General features: G+C 38.5%; 16 protein-coding genes and 1 pseudogene. 9 read left to right on the top strand and 8 right to left on the bottom strand.

The window, feature by feature from the left end; translation table 11 throughout:
• Positions 1-32: 32 nt before the first annotated feature.
• Positions 33-1322, bottom strand: coding sequence for a peptide-methionine (S)-S-oxide reductase MsrA (gene msrA / locus GQR47_RS01785; protein WP_165723424.1), 1290 nt, complete (start codon positions 1320-1322; stop codon positions 33-35).
• Between the two features lie 248 nt (positions 1323-1570).
• Here msrA and pxpB point away from each other — a divergent pair, with 248 nt between their 5' ends.
• The 6 genes and pseudogenes from pxpB to GQR47_RS01755 all read left to right on the top strand — a co-directional run bounded on the left by pxpB (position 1571) and on the right by GQR47_RS01755 (position 6830).
• On the top strand, positions 1571-2236 hold the full coding sequence (gene pxpB, locus GQR47_RS01780; protein ID WP_165723423.1) for a 5-oxoprolinase subunit PxpB: 666 nt from the start codon (positions 1571-1573) through the stop codon (positions 2234-2236).
• On the top strand, positions 2229-3155 hold the full coding sequence (locus tag GQR47_RS01775) for a biotin-dependent carboxyltransferase family protein (protein ID WP_165723422.1): 927 nt from the start codon (positions 2229-2231) through the stop codon (positions 3153-3155). The genes pxpB and GQR47_RS01775 overlap by 8 nt, the downstream gene beginning before the upstream one ends.
• A gap of 44 nt (positions 3156-3199) precedes the next feature.
• A pseudogene (locus tag GQR47_RS20625) lies at positions 3200-3483 on the top strand (DUF979 family protein); the annotation flags it as partial.
• The gene (gene pcp, locus GQR47_RS01765) at positions 3476-4144 is read left to right on the top strand and encodes a pyroglutamyl-peptidase I (RefSeq protein ID WP_165723421.1); all 669 of its coding nucleotides are present in this window, start codon (positions 3476-3478) and stop codon (positions 4142-4144) included. The pseudogene GQR47_RS20625 and the gene pcp, both read left to right, overlap by 8 nt.
• Before the next feature lie 153 nt (positions 4145-4297).
• Complete coding sequence (gene asnB, locus GQR47_RS01760; protein ID WP_165723420.1) at positions 4298-5971, top strand: asparagine synthase B; 1674 nt, start codon at positions 4298-4300, stop codon at positions 5969-5971.
• On the top strand, positions 5955-6830 hold the full coding sequence (locus GQR47_RS01755) for a PhzF family phenazine biosynthesis protein (protein WP_154903175.1): 876 nt from the start codon (positions 5955-5957) through the stop codon (positions 6828-6830). The genes asnB and GQR47_RS01755 overlap by 17 nt, the downstream gene beginning before the upstream one ends.
• Positions 6831-7113: 283 nt before the next feature.
• On the opposite strand, the gene egtD is transcribed toward GQR47_RS01755, so the two are convergent.
• Entirely contained in the window at positions 7114-8088 is a 975-nt protein-coding gene (gene egtD, locus GQR47_RS01750; RefSeq protein ID WP_154903177.1) for an L-histidine N(alpha)-methyltransferase, read from the bottom strand.
• Positions 8085-9356: an ergothioneine biosynthesis protein EgtB gene (egtB, locus tag GQR47_RS01745; protein WP_154903179.1), complete on the bottom strand. Its 1272-nt coding sequence runs from the start codon at positions 9354-9356 to the stop codon at positions 8085-8087. The genes egtD and egtB overlap by 4 nt, the downstream gene beginning before the upstream one ends.
• 894 nt (positions 9357-10250) lie before the next feature.
• Between egtB and GQR47_RS01740 the strand changes: the two genes are divergently transcribed.
• Positions 10251-11831, top strand: a complete 1581-nt coding sequence (locus GQR47_RS01740) for a BCCT family transporter (RefSeq protein ID WP_002961195.1) — start codon at positions 10251-10253, stop codon at positions 11829-11831.
• A gap of 64 nt (positions 11832-11895) precedes the next feature.
• Here the strand turns inward: GQR47_RS01740 and GQR47_RS01735 are convergent, their stop codons facing one another.
• The 3 genes from GQR47_RS01735 to GQR47_RS01725 all read right to left on the bottom strand — a co-directional run bounded on the left by GQR47_RS01735 (position 11896) and on the right by GQR47_RS01725 (position 15661).
• Positions 11896-12606, bottom strand: a complete 711-nt coding sequence (locus tag GQR47_RS01735) for a 3'-5' exonuclease (protein WP_154903181.1) — start codon at positions 12604-12606, stop codon at positions 11896-11898.
• Between the two features lie 3 nt (positions 12607-12609).
• On the bottom strand, positions 12610-14505 hold the full coding sequence (locus tag GQR47_RS01730; RefSeq protein ID WP_154903183.1) for a DUF294 nucleotidyltransferase-like domain-containing protein: 1896 nt from the start codon (positions 14503-14505) through the stop codon (positions 12610-12612).
• 148 nt (positions 14506-14653) lie between these two features.
• Positions 14654-15661 carry a rhodanese-related sulfurtransferase gene (locus GQR47_RS01725; protein ID WP_002961191.1) on the bottom strand — a complete coding sequence of 336 codons (1008 nt, stop codon included), beginning with the start codon at positions 15659-15661 and terminating at the stop codon, positions 14654-14656.
• 208 nt (positions 15662-15869) lie between these two features.
• Here GQR47_RS01725 and GQR47_RS01720 point away from each other — a divergent pair, with 208 nt between their 5' ends.
• Entirely contained in the window at positions 15870-17198 is a 1329-nt protein-coding gene (locus tag GQR47_RS01720) for a DEAD/DEAH box helicase (RefSeq protein ID WP_002961190.1), read from the top strand.
• A 2-nt stretch (positions 17199-17200) separates the two neighbouring features.
• Positions 17201-18034, top strand: coding sequence for a S1-like domain-containing RNA-binding protein (locus GQR47_RS01715; protein ID WP_002961188.1), 834 nt, complete (start codon positions 17201-17203; stop codon positions 18032-18034).
• Between the two features lie 39 nt (positions 18035-18073).
• Here the strand turns inward: GQR47_RS01715 and GQR47_RS01710 are convergent, their stop codons facing one another.
• Together GQR47_RS01710 and pyrF are read right to left on the bottom strand one after the other, a co-directional pair.
• A complete protein-coding gene (locus GQR47_RS01710; RefSeq protein ID WP_024595713.1) occupies positions 18074-18448 on the bottom strand; it encodes a hypothetical protein in 375 nt (124 codons plus the stop codon).
• A 93-nt stretch (positions 18449-18541) separates the two neighbouring features.
• Positions 18542-19246 carry an orotidine-5'-phosphate decarboxylase gene (pyrF, locus tag GQR47_RS01705; protein ID WP_002961184.1) on the bottom strand — a complete coding sequence of 235 codons (705 nt, stop codon included), beginning with the start codon at positions 19244-19246 and terminating at the stop codon, positions 18542-18544.
• Positions 19247-19284: the final 38 nt, after the last annotated feature.

Here is a 19284-nt window from a genome sequence, read left to right as displayed (position 1 = left end):
CTGATTAGAATCAGGCTACGTAAAGAAAAGGTTTAGCTTTTATCTCTCGGTACAAAATCAAGGACTGTTGCATTAATACAGTAACGATCGCGACCTCTTGGACCTTCACCTGGAAATAAATGCCCTAAGTGTATGCCTGTACTTTTAGAGCGAAGCTCAATGCGTGTCATGCCCCAGCTGCTATCGTCGTGCTGTGTTACGTTGTTTTTTACAGGATGAGTAAAGGACAACCAACCAGTACCTGAGTTAAACCTATCGCTTGTATCAAATAGTGGCTCGCCACTTAATTTATCAACAAAAGTACCGTCAGGTGTGTTTTTAAACTCTTTGTACTCTTTACAGTAAGGTCTATCTGTTCGTGCATCAAATGCAACTTTATAAGCATCACTGTTACCTAATTTAAAAGCGCCTAATGCTTTATAAAACTCTTCGGGCGCTGCGTAACCTTGACGACCATATACCTCAACGCCATTTTCTAAAAACAAAATGGTTGGTGTTGCCCACGTGGCTGACTTAATAGTTAAATCATCAAGTTGGTCAGCATGGCGAAACGACATTGGTATTGTTCCTTTGTAATCATTTGCGACTGCTTTTTTAAACTTTTCACAGTATGGGCAGTATTCACGTGAATCAAGTACCACTATTTGCTTTCCTGATAATAAAGCCGTGTTATCTACTTTTTCTACAGGTGTTTTATTAAAAACAACACCGGTAGAGTGATCTGGGCAATAGCCATTAGGGTTCTTTTCTAAATAATTTTGATGATACTCTTCTGCCGTTACAAAACCTTGAAGCGGTTTAATAACTGTTTCAATTTTGCCATAGCTCGCATCAGTTAAAAGCTGCTGATATTGCGATTTAACTTGCTCAGCTACTTTAGCTTGCGCATCAGTGGTCGTTAATACAATTGAGCGGTATTGCGTACCAATGTCGTTACCTTGGCGATTTTTTTGCGTAGGGTCGTGACTTTCAAAATAGTTTTTTAAGAGATCTTCTGCTGAAATTATATTGCTGTTATACATAACTTGTACAACTTCAGCATAATTGTTCTCGTCAAAACGACGAGACTGATCAGTAATGTTTCTGTAGGTAGCTTTAAAGCCATTGCCGTCAGCGTACCCCGATTCAGCATCAATAACGCCATTAAGCGCTTCGTAGCGTTTTTCGGCTCCCCAAAAACAACCCGATCCAAGTACAATGGTTTCTACATGCATGGTGGCTTCTACATTACTGTGCTCAACCTTTTCCATAGATAAAGCAAAGCTGCCTGCGCTAAATATAATAGCAGCGCCTGATAAATATAATAAATGCTGGTGTTTCATAAAGTACCTCTTAAACAAGTGCGTGCTAACTAAGACCTCCTTATCCTAATTTTCATTTCAACCTAATTACTTATTTAGTACGAAGCGTATTAAGTTTTGGTCTTCAATAAGTTAAATACGATTAATTGAATATAAAACTACTCTTAAAGTAAGTTGGGCAATAAACATAACCACTTAGTCGCAATGGTGTAAATAAATTAATAAAACTGTGTTACGTTTAAATTATGTTGTACAAATAGGTTTATTTAATGAAGCCAGCTCCTCATATTTATGCATTAACAAACAGTAGTTTACTGTTTGATGCATCGCATTTAGACGCTACAGGTATACTCTCTATTCAAAAGAAAATTTGGGCTCTAGCTAGCCACTGTAAAAGCACTGATGAATTTAGCGATTTGGTGCCGGCCATGAACTCGCTCACTCTTTATTTAAAATCAGATAAACACTTAAATAAGTGGTTACGAGTGCTACCTTCGCTGTGGAATGATATTAAAACGAGTACTTTTAAGGGGCAGCATCACTTAATCAAAACCACATACAAGGGTGAGGACATTAATTACGTGGCTCGCTATCATAATTTAAGTGCCGATGAAGTTATTAATATTCATAGTAAAACCAAGTACCACGTTTTATTTTTAGGCTTTCAGCCCGGTTTTGCTTACCTACATGGCTTAAATGAGCAATTACATACACCAAGACGTGATGAGCCACGCATTAAAGTTCCTAAAGGCTCTGTTGCGATAGGTGCTGCACAAACCGGAATTTACCCCGCAGATACCCCAGGTGGTTGGCATATAATAGGTCATACAGATACTGCTTTGTTTGATTCGACCTCTGAGCAACCTTGTTTAATTCAACCAGGCGATACGCTTGAATTTGTTCCGCTCGTTAATAAAGGAGCAAATCATGATTAAAGTACTTAAAAGTGGTGTATTACTTACAATTCAAGATTTTGGCCGTGAGGGCTACCGCCATTTAGGTGTAAGCAAAGCGGGTAGCTTAGACCCTATTGCACAAATCATTGCTAATAGATTACTTAACAATAACGACAATGATGCCGTTTTAGAAATAACTGTGGGTTTGTGCGAACTGGAATTTACCTGCGACACAGTAATTGCGCTTCATGGTGCAGATTTGCAAGCAACCCTTGATGGACATGCAATTTATCCTGGTTGGACATACGCAGTAAAAAACAAACAAATCCTAAGTTTTGCTACTGGTAGAGCGGGCTTAAGAGCTTATTTAGCAGTGAAAGGCGGTATACAAAATGCTGAGGTTATGGGTTCTAAATCTACAGATTTAAACGCATGTTTTGGTGGTTTTGAAGGTAGATCTCTCACCACTGGCGATGAAATACCTATTACTCCTTATTATGGAGAGTTTAAAAAGGTAGGCGCAATTGCTCCCGCCCAGCGCAAGCTTATACGCCTGCATCCAAGCCCTCATGCCGACTTATTAGGCGAGCCTTTACTTAGTAACTTTGTGTCTACCGCTTTTAAAGTCAGCAATAATAGTAACCGAATGGGTGTAAGGCTTGAGCATAAAAATAATTTGGGGCATTCGCACTCTTTGCCATCATTAGGGGTGAGCCCTGGGAGTATTCAACTCCCACCAAGTGGAGAGCCAATTGTGTTACTAAATGATGGCCAAACTACAGGGGGCTACCCTCTGCTAGGGACTGTTATTGAAGCCGACTTACGTCAATTTGCACAGTTTAGACCTTTAGATACTGTTGAGTTTAAATATGTAACGTTTGAAGAAGCAGCGAAGGCGAAGCAGAAACTTGACGGACACCTACATCAATTGAGCCTTGCACTTAAAAATAACCTATAAAAATATTCTAAAAATAAATAGGAAAACTATGTTCGACTTAAATTATTGGCCCTGATAATCGTTTTATACTGTTTTTTTTGTATTGTGTAGGTATGGCATTTTTAATTGAAGGTCATGGCGCAAGCCCTGCTCCATTAGTTGCGCTCGGCATGTATAGCGGCTATTGCAGTGCGTTAATGACGCCTATGACAGCAAATTTAATATTCTTCCTGCAACTCTTTTTGACTTAAAAGATAAGTACTATGTAATTAAGGTTGAAATTCAGACGGCAGTTACCTTACTCGCCGTTAATATTATTTTAATGTATAGCTTGGTGTGTAATGACTAAATCAACTTCTTCTATGGCGTGTGTATTAATAACCGGCTTTGCGCCTTTTGGTAGCGAAACTATCAATCCTTCTTGGCAAGCAGTGCAAAAACTTGATGAAACTATCATCATGAAACACAAAATATGTACACTAGAACTTGCCTGTGAGTTTAATACGTCTATTAGTCAGCTTATAAACGCCATTGAGTCACATAATCCGGCGGTTGTTTTATGTATAGGTCAAGCTGGTGGGCGCAGCGAAATATCAATTGAGCGTATTGCAATAAACGTTGACGATGCACGCATTAAAGACAATGCAGGTAAGCAACCTGTCGATTCACCAATAGAAAAAAATGGCCCTGATGCCTATTTCACTAATTTACCCATAAAGCGTATGTTACAAGCACTGCACAACAGCAATATTCCTGCTGCCATTTCCAATACGGCAGGTACGTATGTATGCAATCACGTTATGTATGGCCTTATGCATTACATAAATGATCACTGCGCTGTAATGAAAGGTGGCTTTGTGCATATTCCTTATTTACCAAGCCAAGCTGTGCACCACAATGGCGCACCAAGCATGTGTGAAGACACTGTTATTAACGCGCTAAAAGTGATGATTGCACAAGCTTTGAACAATAATAACGACGTAAAAATAGCCGCGGGCACCACGCATTGACCACTTTGGTGCGGTTATATATAACTTGGTGCATAAATTATTCTTAATTAATTGTAAAAGCTATGTGACTTGAGTAATTTTTTCTGATAAAACAAGGTTTCGCAGCACAGCAAATTGGCTTTGCTGCACACATAATAGGAATGAGGAGTTACTATGTGTTCAATTTTTGGGGTATTAGATATTAAATCTGATCCCGCTCAATTGCGTACCCAAGCAATTGAAATGTCAAAGCTGCTTAGACACCGTGGCCCAGATTGGTCTGGTGTATATGCATCTGAACAAGCTATTTTAGTACATGAGCGTTTAGCTATTGTTGGTGTATCAAGCGGTGCACAGCCTTTATACAATCCTGAAAAAACAAATATTTTAGCGGTTAATGGCGAGATTTATAATCATAAAGAACTTGCAGCAGAGCTAGATGTTGATTTTACTTTTCAAACTCAATCAGACTGTGAAGTTATTTTAGCGCTTTATAAACAAAAAGGGCCTGACTTTTTAGATGATCTAAATGGCATTTTTGCATTTTGTTTATATGATGAAGAAAATGACGCTTACTTAATTGGCCGTGACCATATTGGTATTATCCCGCTTTACACTGGTCACGACGAGCACGGTAACTTTTACGTTGCTTCTGAGCTAAAAGCTCTTTCTCCAATTTGTAAGCATATTGAAGAATTTCCACCAGGGCATTACCTGTACAGCAAAGACGGCAAAATGACGCCTTATTACAAGCGTGATTGGGAAACATTTGATGCAGTTAAAGATAACAGCGCACAAGCGCAAGACGTTAAAGATGCATTAGAAGCGGCCGTTAAACGCCAGCTAATGTGTGACGTGCCTTACGGTGTATTACTTTCTGGTGGTTTAGACTCATCGGTTATCTCTGCTATTACCCAGCGTTTTGCTGCAAAACGTATTGAAGATAACGACGAAAGCGATGCATGGTGGCCTAAGCTGCATTCTTTTTCAGTAGGCCTTGAGGGCTCACCTGATTTAGCCGCTGCCCAAAAAGTAGCTGACATGATTGGTACTATTCACCACCCTATCATTTTTACCATTCAAGAAGGTATTGATGCACTGCGTGAAGTGATTTACCACATTGAAACGTATGATGTAACAACGATTCGTGCCTCTACACCTATGTACTTAATGGCTCGCCAAATTAAAGCAATGGGCATTAAAATGGTGTTATCTGGCGAAGGTGCTGATGAGCTATTTGGTGGTTACTTATACTTCCATAAAGCCCCTAACGCACAAGAGTTTCATGAAGAGCTAAACCGTAAAGTATCAAAACTGCATATGTTTGACTGTTTACGTGCTAATAAATCAATGGCAGCATGGGGCGTTGAAGCACGTGTACCGTTCCTTGATAAAGAATTTGTTGATGTTGCTATGCGTATCAACCCTGAAGCCAAAATGTGTAAAGATGGCAAAATTGAAAAACACATTTTACGTGAAGGTTTTGATGGCTACCTGCCTGATGAAGTGCTATGGCGCCAAAAAGAGCAATTTTCAGATGGTGTTGGTTACAGCTGGATTGATACGTTAAAAGAGTTTGTAAACGAGCAAGTGAGCGATCAAGAGCTTGCAAATGCAAAATTTAAATACCCTATTAATACACCAGATTCAAAAGAAGCTTACTACTACCGTACTATTTTTGAATCGCATTTCCCTGGTGATGCATCAGCTAAATGTGTTCCGCATGGTAAATCGGTAGCGTGTTCGACTCCTGAAGCACTTGCATGGGACGCATCGTTCCAAAACAATGCTGATCCATCAGGTCGTGCTGCAGGCGTTCATAACGACGCATATGCAAGCAAAGGTTAATATTCTTTGTTTAGCGAAGCGTAAGCCTAAATGGCTTACGCTTCGCTTTATAGAGTTCACTTCCACCGAATCTGTTTTTTATAGCCCTGCAAATAACTTAAAAGGCTCAAGTGCTTTAATTGTTATTTATAAAAATGGGTTAACTTCAAAAACAATGCAATATATTGCATCACAATCAACTTACCCTGCTACCGTATTTTTAAATCAAAATGAGATAACTAAACGCCATTGTAAAATTCGCTGGTTTAATCAAACGAGTGAAATTAAACGCTGTGGGCATGGTACTTTAGCAGCCGCTAATTTTTTAATAAAGTATTTTGGTTATTGCCCTGAAGCATTTACTTCAATGAGTAATGAGCGCTTTACTATAAGAGTAAAAAAACAACGCGCTCAGCTGTTACTAAAAAGCATAGAGCCTAAAAAAAGCGAGTTAGCTGAAGGTGAGTTAAAAAGTGTGTTTTCATCAGCAATAAAAGCAGCCTACAGTACCGGCGACAAAAACGGTTATACGGTTGTATTATTTAATGATGAATTTAATAAGGAATTTAGTAAAGAATTCGAAAAAGACGATTTAAAAAGCATACGCATTGATTTTAAAGCTTTGTGTGCACTCCACAAAAATGCAGTAATTGCCCTTAGTATAAAAAATAAAGACAAGAAAAATGCCATAGCGCATTTTAGATACTTTGCACCCCAGTTTGGTGTAAATGAAGACAGTGCTACAGGCTCTGCGGTATCTGTTATTGCCCCCCTGCTATTTAGACTACATGGTTTAAATAAAGCTAAGCTTATACAGCAATCAAATAATGGCGCATTGCTAAGCTATGAGCTTAACAATGCTAAAGTTGTCATTTACTAGGGCGTGTTGATCTTTGCGAATTGAAATTTGTTCAATCTAGGGGCGATTAAATCGCGGCGCGAGGTTTGTAACCTAGTGGGCTAAGTAAAAATCGAGCAACAAAGAGTTTATCGCCCCTAGGCAGAACCCGAAGGGCAGCACATGTTTGGCATTTATGCTGCGTTATCGCCTATTTATGTGGAATAACCACACTTCATAGGCTCTACCTTGCCTAAAAACCAAACATATTGCTGCAAATTCAACTATCAAAGATCAACACGCCCTAAACATATTAAGTAAACGTTTATAGCGGTCGTAATAAGCACAATGCAAAATAGTTACTATCGTCTTGCCATGTTTGCTCTAACTTTAAATTAGCTTGCGCTGCAAGCTGCTTAAACGATTCGAGCGTGTACTTATGAGAGTTTTCTGTATGGATACTTTCGCCTTCAATAAAGTCTATTTGCTGATCATTTATAACCACGCTTTGATTACAGTTACTTACTAAATGCATTTCAATACGGCTATGTTGCTCGTTAAAGCGTGACTCGTGGCTAAAGTTATCTAAATTAAATGTGCCGTTTAGCTCGTTATTAATACGTTGTAGTAAATTTTTATTAAATGCGGCGGTGACTCCCGCTTTATCGTTATATGCATTGAGTAGCACTTGGCGCTCTTTTACTAAATCAATCCCAATTAATACATAACCGTTTAAACCACATAAGCGATGGAAATTATTCATAATTTCTATAGCTTTAACTGGGGCAAAATTACCAAGAGTAGAGCCTGGAAAATACACCAAATTGGTTTGACTATCTAAAGCGGTGTCTTTGGTTAGCTGTTTAACCATTTGGCTATGTGTAAAGTCTCCTAGTAATGGCGAAATGGCCAAATCTGGAAATAATGGCGACAAATGTGCAAGTGAATAACTGAGCATCTCCTCAGAAATTTCAAACGGTACGAAGGTTTTTACGTTTGCTATGAGCGCTAATAAATACGCGACCTTTTTACCCGAACCACACCCAGGCTCAATAATAGAGAGATTTTCAGGTAGCATTTGAGCAATCGACTGCGAGTATTGCTCTAAAATAGACAACTCCGTACGTGTAACATAATACTCTTGTAAGGATGTTATTTGCTCGAATAATGCAGCACCTTTATCATCGTAAAAATACTTACACGGAAGCGTTTTTTGTTGTTGAGTTAATCCGCTTATCACGTCGTTTAAAAATTCAGTGTCGGTTATGTTACTTTGTTTAATCGCTGTTACTTGGCTCATACTATATCCTTAGCTAGTCTTATCCCGCTGCACATCCACGCTTGATGTGGGTAATAAAAATTTCGGTATGTTTGTCGTAAATGGTCTTGAGGGGTAAACACACACCCGCCCCGTAACACCATTTGGTTATTCATAAATTTACCATTGTATTCCCCTGCTACTCCTTCAATAGGCTTAAAACCGGGGTATGGCAAATATGCACTGTTTGTCCATTGCCAACATGAATCCGTTAACTGGTTTATTTCAGTATCATCTTTTGTTTGTTGTGGTGTTAGATAGTTATTATTAGTGTCTGTTGAAGGTGTATTTTTAGCTGCATATTCCCACTCGAACTCTGTAGGCAAGCGAGCCTTTACAAAATTAGCGTAGGCGCTGGCCTCAAAATAACTAACATGGCTGATGGGAGCACTTAAATTTAAAGGCTGCAATCCATAGTGTGTAAACTCAAACCATTCGTTATTTATGTAATGCCAATATAATGGATGCGTTAAACGAGTGTTTTGAATATGCGCCCAACCGTCGCTTAACCAATATTGTGGATTGCTATATCCACCGGCATTTATAAAGTCTAAATATTCACCATTAGTGACCAATCTATTAGCAAAACTGAATGGATGAATTAGTACTTGGTGTTTGGGGCACTCGTTATCATATGCAAATTCATCGTCGGCATTTGTGCCAATATTAATAATGGCTTGTTCAAAATTGATAAAATTAAGGGGTTTAATATCAGCTGATTTTTTTTGGCTATTTAAAAGCGATGTTTTATATTGAGGAAATAATGGATTTACTGAAAAGTTATATTTGATGTCCATAAGCATTAGTTCTTGATGCTGTTGCTCGTGGTGTAACCCAAGTTCAATAATATCTTTAATGTGCGGGTTAACGTCAGTCTTAAGTAATTCAATCACGCGGCTATCTACATGTTCTCTGTAAGCTAGCACTTCGTCTAAACCTGGCCTAGATAAGCTTCCTCTGTTTGCCCGTTTAAATTGCTCTCCAATCCCATTGTAGTAAGAATTAAAAAGCATTTTATAGTGAGGGTTAAACACTGCGTACTGTTTACAATGAACACTAAGTAAAAATGTTTCAAAAAACCACGTGGTATGCGCTAAATGCCATTTAGTAGGACTGGCATCAGCCATAGCTTGTAATTGGCAATCTTCTACAGTGAGTGGCTCAATAATAGCTAGGCTTTCGTCTCTAACGCTGCAAAAGCGTTTAACAAGTACATTTTGATTGGTATCGTTTGTAACGCTTTCACGCATAATAGTATTAATCCTTTGCCTATCTATTTATAAAATATAGCTTAGGGCATGCTGAGCTTTTTGGATTGAAATTTGTTCAATCTAGGGGCGATTAAATCGCGGCACGAGGTTTGTAACCTAGTTGGCTAAGTAAAAACCGAGTAACAAAGAGTTAATCGTCCCTAGAAAGAACCCAAAGGGCAGTGTATGTTTGGTATTTATGCTGCGTTATCGCCGATTTATGGGGAATGACCACACTACATAGGCTCTGCCTTGCCTAAAAACCAAACATACTACTGTAAATTCAATCGCCAAAATTCAACATGCCCTAATGTTGTGTTAAATCATATTCATATTACAACTTGATTAAAGATGCTTATCGGCTTATAAATTTATAATAGCCTTGAAGAGAAATTTGCTCTTTGCTAGCCGGTTTTTGATTATTCTTACGTGCATGCAAGCATGAAAAATAACGCATAAGCTGTTACCGAACCGCTAAGCTATAAATCTAGGAGCGATTAAATCGCGACTAGACTTAACAAATTTCAATCCTTAAAGACTAACAAGTCCTAATATTTAAGCATTAATTAAGCTACTTAAAAATGATCTTTTTTTACTTAATCAAGTAAATTAATACTTTTAATAGCAAACTAAATTTTAACGTTCACTGAATTTTTAAATTTAGGGCTTTTAAATGAAAGAATCATGAATTTGGCCATATAAACAGCGTTTTAAATACAAATTCATTTACATTTAATATTTAACTCATACACTACTAGCTGTATGATCACGCTTCAAATTAGTTAGTCTTCAAATAATTACGGTATTACTTTTTACTTAATATTTAAAGACTAATGTAATTCGATATGACGCCGAATTTATTTTGGCTTGTTAGGACAACTAAAGAGGTATTGCATGAAGGAAAATCATGACAAATATAGTATTGACAACACGGATTACACCGTAGGTCAGGACAACGTACAAAAGTGGGGGTTTGATATTCACAACCCTGTTTTTGGAACTAGTGCGGGCCTGATTGTCATCTTTTTAATCGCCATACTTGTTACCGACCCACAAACTGCAAAAACAGCGCTTGATAGTATCAAGACCGATATTATTAATAATTTTGATGCCCTATTTATGTGGGCTGCTAACTTCTTTGTACTCTTTTGTTTAGCACTTATTGTTTCTCCTTACGGTAATATTCGCCTTGGTGGTGATGACGCTAAACCTTCTCACTCTCGCGTTTCATGGCTTGCTATGTTATTTGCTGCGGGTATGGGTATAGGCCTTATGTTTTGGGGCGTTGCTGAACCAGTTGCTTACTTTACTGGTTGGTACGAAACACCGCTTAATGTAGCCGCTAATACACCAGAAGCTGCAAAATTAGCAATGGGCGCAACTATGTTTCATTGGGGTCTTCACCCTTGGGCTATTTACGCTGTTGTTGGTTTATCTCTTGCGTTTTTTACCTATAACAAAGGTTTACCGCTTTCAATTCGTTCTATTTTTTACCCTATATTAGGTGATAGAGCTTGGGGTTGGCCTGGCCATATCATTGATATCTTAGCTGTACTTGCTACGTTATTTGGCCTTGCAACATCTTTAGGTTTAGGTGCGCAGCAAGCTTCTGCAGGTATTAACCATGTATTTGGTACAGAAGGTGGCATTGGCTCTCAAATTTTAGTTATTGCGGGTGTAACACTTTTAGCCATTGTCTCTGTGGTTCGTGGTATTGACGGTGGTGTGAAGCTACTAAGTAATGTAAATATGCTAATTGCGTTTTCATTATTATTGTTTGTATGTTTAGTAGGCTTTGCTGTAGCAATGGGTAATGTACCCACTACCGTGATGGGCTATGTAGAAAATATTATTCCATTGAGTAATCCTCACGGTCGTGAAGACGAAACATGGATGCATGGTTGGACTGTGTTTTACTGGGCTTGGTGGATTTCCTGGTCACCGTTTGTAGGTATGTTTATCGCGCGTGTATCACGTGGTCGTACAATTCGTGAATTCTTAATTGCGGTTTTACTTATTCCTACTCTAGTTACTGTTTTATGGATGTCTATTTACGGTGGTATTGCGATTGATCAAGTAGTTAATGGTGTTGGTGCGTTAGGCACTAATGGTTTAACTGATGTACCTTTAGCTATGTTCCAAATGCTTGATGAATTACCTTTATCTAATATTTTATCGTTTATTGCAATTTTATTAGTGTTGGTATTTTTCATTACGTCATCTGACTCTGGTTCATTAGTAATTGATTCAATTACAGCTGGCGGTAAAATTGATGCACCGGTACCACAACGTATATTTTGGGCATCGGTTGAGGGCGCAATTGCAGCTGCTTTACTTTGGATTGGTGGCACACAAGCAATTGAAGCACTACAAGCAGGCGCTGTCTCTACAGGCTTGCCATTTACTATTGTATTATTATTTATGTGTTTAAGTTTAGTTTTAGGTTTACGAACTGAGCCTCGCCCAGTTAAATAATACTTTTAGTAAGTAACGAAAACGCCGCAATTTTTGCGGCGTTTTTTTGTTTGGTCATTAAAAGCTAGAACCACAGCTCTGAGATTGGAGTATCTACACGATAATGATAACTCAGTTGCGCTTGTAAAAGTTCTGCTGTAGCAAGTGCATCCGTTAACGCATTGTGATTTTGATATGCTGGTAGGGAATAACGCGCACGGCAATCTGTTAGCCTAAGAGAACCTAATTTTGTGTTAAACAATCGCCCTAATAAACCCTGCCTTACTTTTAGTGCTCTTTTTTCTATTTCCATTGTATCAACAAGTGCAAACTCAATACCTTCTTTAAGCCTTAACAATAACGCATTATTTAAAAAGTGACGTTCTATTGCGGCATAATGCACCACGACAACTTTACCACTGAGCGCTTCAAGTAAAGGCTCTATAATTTGATTAAAGTCGGGGGCGTCGTCCACCTCAGAGTGCGTTATTCCATGTATTAAAATAGACTCTTCATGAAGGTTGCGCCTAGGCTGCACAACCCAATGCCGACTGTGCTTACAATAAATGCGCTCTAAATTGAACGGCACCAAACCAACACTCACTATATCGTCGTTTTGACTATTTAAGCCTGTTGTTTCAAAATCCATTGCTACAAAAGGCACGTCTTTTATTGCAGCTTTGTCTTGATTATAAGCACCCGCATAAAAGTGTTTTAAGAGTTTATTTTTGGTGCTATTGGCAAGCTCGTTATACCTAGCTTGCCAATCAATTGCTTTATGATTACGCGGATTCATAGGCTACTTCACACCAGAGTTTGCTGTGTAGCTAAATTTTAAATAGCTTTGTGCTTTTTCTAAAATGGCAAATGCCTCTTTTAAGTTTCGTTGCTCGAACGGAGAAAGTAAATGTGGATCTAAGTCGTTATCGGGCTCTTCGCCCTTCTCTATTTGCCACGCTTGATGGCGAATTCGCATCATGGCAATATACTCAAGTGCATCACGTAAATCTTGCGCTTTACCCTGTGGTAAAAGTTTCGCTTCAATAATATCTTCTAGCCGCTCAAACGAATTTTGTTTACGTGAGCCAATAGCCAATGCGTGCACGCGAATAACATCAGAAAGAGGTGCAGTCCCTCTTCGCTTTAAGTTCATTGAACGCTTATGTTGGCCATTATGCTCCATAACAAAGCCCTTAAAGAAACCTAGTGGAGGTGTTCTATTTCTAGCATTTGCTGCCATATTAGCTAAAAATACGCGATTTACTTTACTTTGTTTTGCTATAAATATTTTAAGCTCGTCGGCCCACTTGGTTTTACCCCACACACCGTCTAAGTCAAAAAATATAGAACTATTAAGCAGTGCTTGTGGTTTTGGCTGCGCTATCCAATCTGCAAATTGATCGAACCACTGTGAGCGAGTTTTACGCCATTTTTTAAACGATGCCATAATTTCTCCATCACAGTAGGTGTAACCACACTGCGCTAAACCATCACACACAAAATCGGCAATGTTTTGAAAATACGCGTTATGTTTCTCATCGTCGTAACAGTCATCTAAAATAAGCGCGTTGTCTTGATCGGTTACAATAAGTTGCTCGTCTCGAGCCATTGAGCCCAGAGCAATAAAACAGTAAGGCACAGGAGGTGGCCCGAACTTTTCTTCTGCTAGTACAAGTAATCTTTGTTTAAATGTACGCCCTATAACAGCCATGGCTGTACCAACCATGTGTGAGTTTGCATCTTCATTCACCATACGAACAAACACATTGGGCAATTGGCGTGCATAATGCGCCAAATCCTCTATTGTTTGTTGAGCCAGTATGCCACGTACAAGTAATAAGCTGCTTTGGGATTCATAACGCAAAATATCAGAGAGGGAGATAACGCCTATTGGGCGTCTTTTCTGTACTACTGGCAAATGATGTAAGTTATCTCTAAGCATGGCCAATACAGCTTCGAAAATATAGTCATTAGCATCTAATAGTACTAAGTTAGTGGACATAATGTCTTTTGCTTGCGTGTTAAAGGCAAGCCCTTTAGCCACTACTTTAGTGCGTAAATCCCTATCGGTTATTATACCAACTACTTGTCCATCATCTTCTTCTGGGTCATCATTTATGGGTTTATTTACATCGGTTACCAACACTGATGATACCGCCTCTTCGGTCATTAATTTAGCGATATCTTGTATCGTAGAGGTTGCATCTACGGTGACTACATCTCTGTGAATTAATGATTTTACCTTCGCGGTTGTCAGGTCATTGCCATCGGCTTGCTCGACAATAGCTTGATGCAAACGCACGTTACCGTCTGTTTCGAAGTAATCAGCAAACGCATCAAACTGATCACAGTAACGATTAAATAGCTCGACATTTATGCAATATACTAACGTATCTTCAAGAGCAGTTGCAGGAAAACGTACCTTACGGTTCATCAATAAACCCATTTGACCAAATATACCTGCGGTAGCCAAACGATTATACAGCTCGCCATTTCGGCGGTACATTTCTACAGAGCCACTTCTAATTACATACAAATCAGAAATGTCTTGTCCAAAACTCAAGATATCTGTTTTTGCTCTAAAATAAGCCACTTCTACTTGTTGAGCTAGCTCATTAAGCGCTTTTTGAGGTAAGTCATCAAAAGGAGGATGTTGTGCTAAAAATTGTGCGATTTCAACTTGTTCGGCTTGCATAAATCCCTTCCTGTATGCGCATTAAAATGACTAAATCTGTTTTGCAGATTAACACTATCATCGGGGTGTGAAAACAATTACTGTACAAATTTAGGCACAAAAAAAGAGCCTAAATAGACTCTTTAAATGTAATACTTATTGTATAAATTTATTTACCGCGCTGAGCGTCTTTTTGGGCTTTTTTAGCTTCTTTACGTTGCTGTAAAACAGCTTGTGCTTCATTACCAATATGGCCCTCACCACGCGCTTGCGCTAATTCTATTTGCTTTTGGCGCTCTGCAAAACGTGCGCGTTGTTCGTCCGTTACTTCTTCAATACAATGATGACAAGAGACGCCCTCCATGTATTCAGGCTTTAACTTTTCGTCTTCTGTAATTGGCATACGACACGCGTGGCATTGATCATAAGAGCCTTTTTGTAGGTCATGATCAACCGCAACGCGATTATCAAATACAAAACACTCGCCTTCCCACATGGTTTCTTCTTTTGGTACTTCTTCTAGGTATTTTAAGATACCGCCTTCAAGGTGATAAACTTCATCAAAACCTTGCTCTTTCATGTAGGCTGTCGATTTTTCGCAGCGGATACCGCCGGTACAAAACATCGCCACTTTTTTGTGTTTCTCAGGGTCTAAGTTTTCTTTTGCCCACTGTGGAAATTCGCGAAAGGTTTTAGTATTTGGATCGACCGCATTTTGAAATGTACCAATTTCAATTTCGTAATCATTACGTGTATCAATTAAAATTACTTCAGGGTCAGATATAAGTGCGTTCCACTCATTTGGCTTTACATAGCTACCCACAACTTTAAGCGGATCTACGCCTTCAACGCCCATCGTTACAATTTCTTTTTTTAGTTTTACTTTAGTGCGGTAAAACGGACATTCATCGTCGTAAGATTCTTTTGTAACGATGTTTTTTAAATTTGGTTGCTCATCTAGCCATGCTAATAAGTTGTCTATCCCTTCTCGTTTTGCAGAAACAGTGCCGTTTATACCTTCGGCAGCGAGCAATAAAGTACCGCGTACTTCATTTGCTTCCATCACTTCTAGTAATGGCTTACGGATAGCTTCAAATTCAGGTAAACCTACAAACTTATACAGCGCACACACTACAAAGTGATCGCCCGTTACATTATCTTTATGAACAACAGTCATTATATTTCCTATTTTGCCTTGTTAGCCAATATTGGCGTCTACCGAATCGTAAATCCGGCGCATATGGGGCGCATATTTTACGCTTTTTTAGTTTAATTGCAAAAAATAGCGCTATAGATTGGTTTTTACTGTTAGCGACCTAGCTGTGTAAGCTATAATGCGCTGATAAATTTATAGAGTTAATTTGCTCATTTTGGAGAAACACACATTGCAGTTTACTGATCTTGGGATTGATACACGCCTTGAAACACAACTAGCACATCAAGGGATCACCCAGCCCACCGATATTCAAGCGCATGCAGTGCCTACCGCACTTGCAGGGCATGACATTTTCGCTCAGTCTAAAACTGGGTCGGGCAAAACCTTGGCGTTTTTATTACCTGCTGTACAAAGGGTTATGAAACAAAAAGCACTCAGTAAACGCGATCCTCGTGTACTTATTGTTGCTCCTACGCGTGAGCTTGCTACGCAAGTATTTACTCAGCTACGTTTATTAATTGCAGGCACAGCCATTAAGGCCGTAAAAATACTTGGTGGCGAAAACTTTAATGACCAAATAAAAGCTCTTAGAAACGACCCACAATTCGTAGTTGCTACACCAGGGCGTTTAGCTGATCACATTACAAAACGTTCATTACAATTGAGCGGACTAGAACTGCTTATTTTTGATGAAGCCGATCGTATTTTAGATTTAGGCTTTACCGAGCAGTTAAAAATGATTAACGAGCAAGCTAATCACCGTCTACGCCAAACGTTATTGTTTTCTGCAACACTTGACCATGCACAAGTAGATGCACTATCACGTAACCTATTAAAAAAACCAAAGCAAATTACGCTAAGTGCAGCAAATGAGCAACATAGTGATATTAAACAAACGTTATACCTTGCCGATCACCTTGATCATAAAGAAGCGTTATTAGAGCATTTTTTAAACCAAGATGATGTTGGTCAATGTATTATCTTCACAGCAACGCGTTCTGACACGAGCCGTTTGAGTGAAGCCCTTAATGCTAAAGGCTTCAAATCTGTAGCGCTTGCTGGTGATTTAACGCAAAACAAACGTTTAGATATCATGGATTCGTTTAGTCGCGAAAACTTTAAAATATTGATCACCACCGACGTTGCATCTCGTGGTTTAGATTTATTAAGCGTAACGCACGTTATTAACTTTGATTTACCAAAACACGCTGAAGAGTATGTACACCGCATAGGTCGTACAGGACGTGCTGGCTTTAAAGGAAATGCAATTTCATTAGTTGGCCCAAAAGATTGGGCAAGTTATTTAGCTATTAAAGCATTTTTAAATGACGAATTAAAATTTGCGAGCGTAGAGAGCCTAAAAGCTAAGTTTAAAGGTTTAAAAGAGAAAAAACCTGAGGCAGCGTGGGACAAATCTAAAGAAAAAGCCGCCGCTGTTAAAAAGCCTGCATTTAAACGCAAAGCTAAACCTAAAAAGCCTACAGCACCAATTAAAGCACCGATGAACATTGATGGCGATACACCAATGCGCCGTAAAAAAAAGCCTGAGCAGGAATAATTATGAGTTACCTAGGAACCACACAAACATTATTTGTAAAAGAAGTGAGTAACGAAGGTGCTTACTTAGACGGCCATGATTTAGGTGAAGTATTTTTACCAAAACAAGAAATAAAACATGAGCTTGAAGCGGGCGATAGTATTAGTGTATTTATCTTTTTAGACAATGCTAATTTAGCCACAGCAACAATAAAGAAACCACATGCTCAAGTTGGCGAGTATGCCCTACTACGCGTTAAAGAAATAAATAGTATTGGGGCATTTTTAGATTGGGGGCTTGAGAAAGATGTGCTTGCACCTTTTAATGAACAAAAGCCACGCATGCAAGAAGGCCATTCTTATTTAGTACGCCTGTACCTTGATAATGCAAGCCAACGTATTTGTGCCTCAAACAATTTTAATCGTTTCTTATCAAAAGATGAGCCGCAATATACTCACTTACAAGAAGTGGATTTAATTGTTGCTGGCAAAACAGATATTGGCTACAAAGTATTAATTGAAGAGTCGCACTTCGGTGTTGTTTTTTACAATATGGTATTTAAAAGCTTATTTGTGGGTCAAAAGCTTAAAGGCTATATTCAAAAAGTACGTGACGACGGAAAAATTGATGTTGTACTAGAAAAGCCAGGTATGGGAAAAGTAAGTGACCTTGGTGAAACTATTATGCAAAAGCTTAAAAACGAAGGCGGTGTTATTCCACTTGGTGATAAGTCTGATCCTGAAGCAATAAAAAAGATGTTTTCTACAAGTAAGGCTAATTATAAAAAAGCAATTGGTGGCTTATTTAAACAAGAGTTAATAGATATTGAAGCGAAATCCATTCGCTTAAGATCTTAATTATAATTGGCTGTAATTACTAATAATACCTGTTTGTAATTAACCTAAAATATATTTATAAGGCAATGTACATTGCGTATATTGCCTTGAATAATCAAGCACTTCAACTTCCGACTCAAGATTGAGCGGCGCCAAACGAAAAACCTTTTTTTCACATTCTGTTTTTTTATCATCAAGCTTTGATATACATTCACTAACGCTTACATGCTGAGATATGAGTGTATCTTCATTTTTGTAACACAGATGATGAGCATAATCTTGCATTGTTTTTTTAAAATCAAACATATCGACTGGGTACGTTGGAATTATATCTGTAACGGTTGTTACACCATCGTATGCTTTATTAGAAAAAACGTACTTATTTACTGAAAAACCCGCAATAACAATTACTATAGAACCAAAAAATAACTTCAAAACAAACCCCTACTACATTTTGATTTTATTAATGTAACATAAAACTCACATAAGGTAAGGGGTTTTAGCACTATATGACTGCTTATTGTTAAATTAAGCTATAGAGTTATTAACATCACTAAGCACTTTTACAGGATTATCTGCTTGAGTAATCGGTCTGCCTATAACTAAATAGTCACTTCCTGAATCTATAGCTTGCTTAGGAGTCATTATACGCTTTTGATCACCCGCATCACTCCCTTCAGGGCGTATACCAGGCGTAACAAGCTTAAAGCTATCACCTAACTCTGTTTTTAAAGCTTTTGCTTCTTGTGCAGAACACACAACACCATCAAGCCCAGCTTCCTTTGCAAGCTTAGCTAAATAGATAACTTGCTCTTGAGCTGATTTATCAACACCTAAACGCTTAAGTTCTGTTTCATCCATACTTGTTAATACAGTCACAGCGATAAGTAATGGCGCTTTGTCACCAAATTGCTCTAGAGCCGATTTAGCTTTACTCATCATTTCAAAGCCACCAGAAGCATGAACGTTTACCATCCACACCCCCATTTTAGCAGCTGCAGTAACCGCTTTAGCTACTGTATTAGGAATATCATGAAATTTTAAATCTAAGAAAACATCAAAACCTAAATCAATTAACTCTTTAACAAATGCAGGTCCAAAATAGGTAAACATTTCTTTGCCGACCTTGAGACGGCAAGTATCAGGAGAAAGTTGTTTAACAAAGTTTAAAGCAACTTCTTGATCATCGTAATCTAATGCAATAAGAATTTTTTTTGAGTGTTCGAAAGACATAACTATCCTAGTGAATGGCAGTAAAGTTATAAATTATG

The organism is Pseudoalteromonas sp. Z1A2 (genome assembly GCF_011378755.1).
GTDB lineage: Bacteria > Pseudomonadota > Gammaproteobacteria > Enterobacterales > Alteromonadaceae > Pseudoalteromonas > Pseudoalteromonas distincta.
The sequence above is the reverse complement of the archived record's forward strand: the minus strand, read 5'-3'. Positions and strand labels throughout refer to the sequence as shown.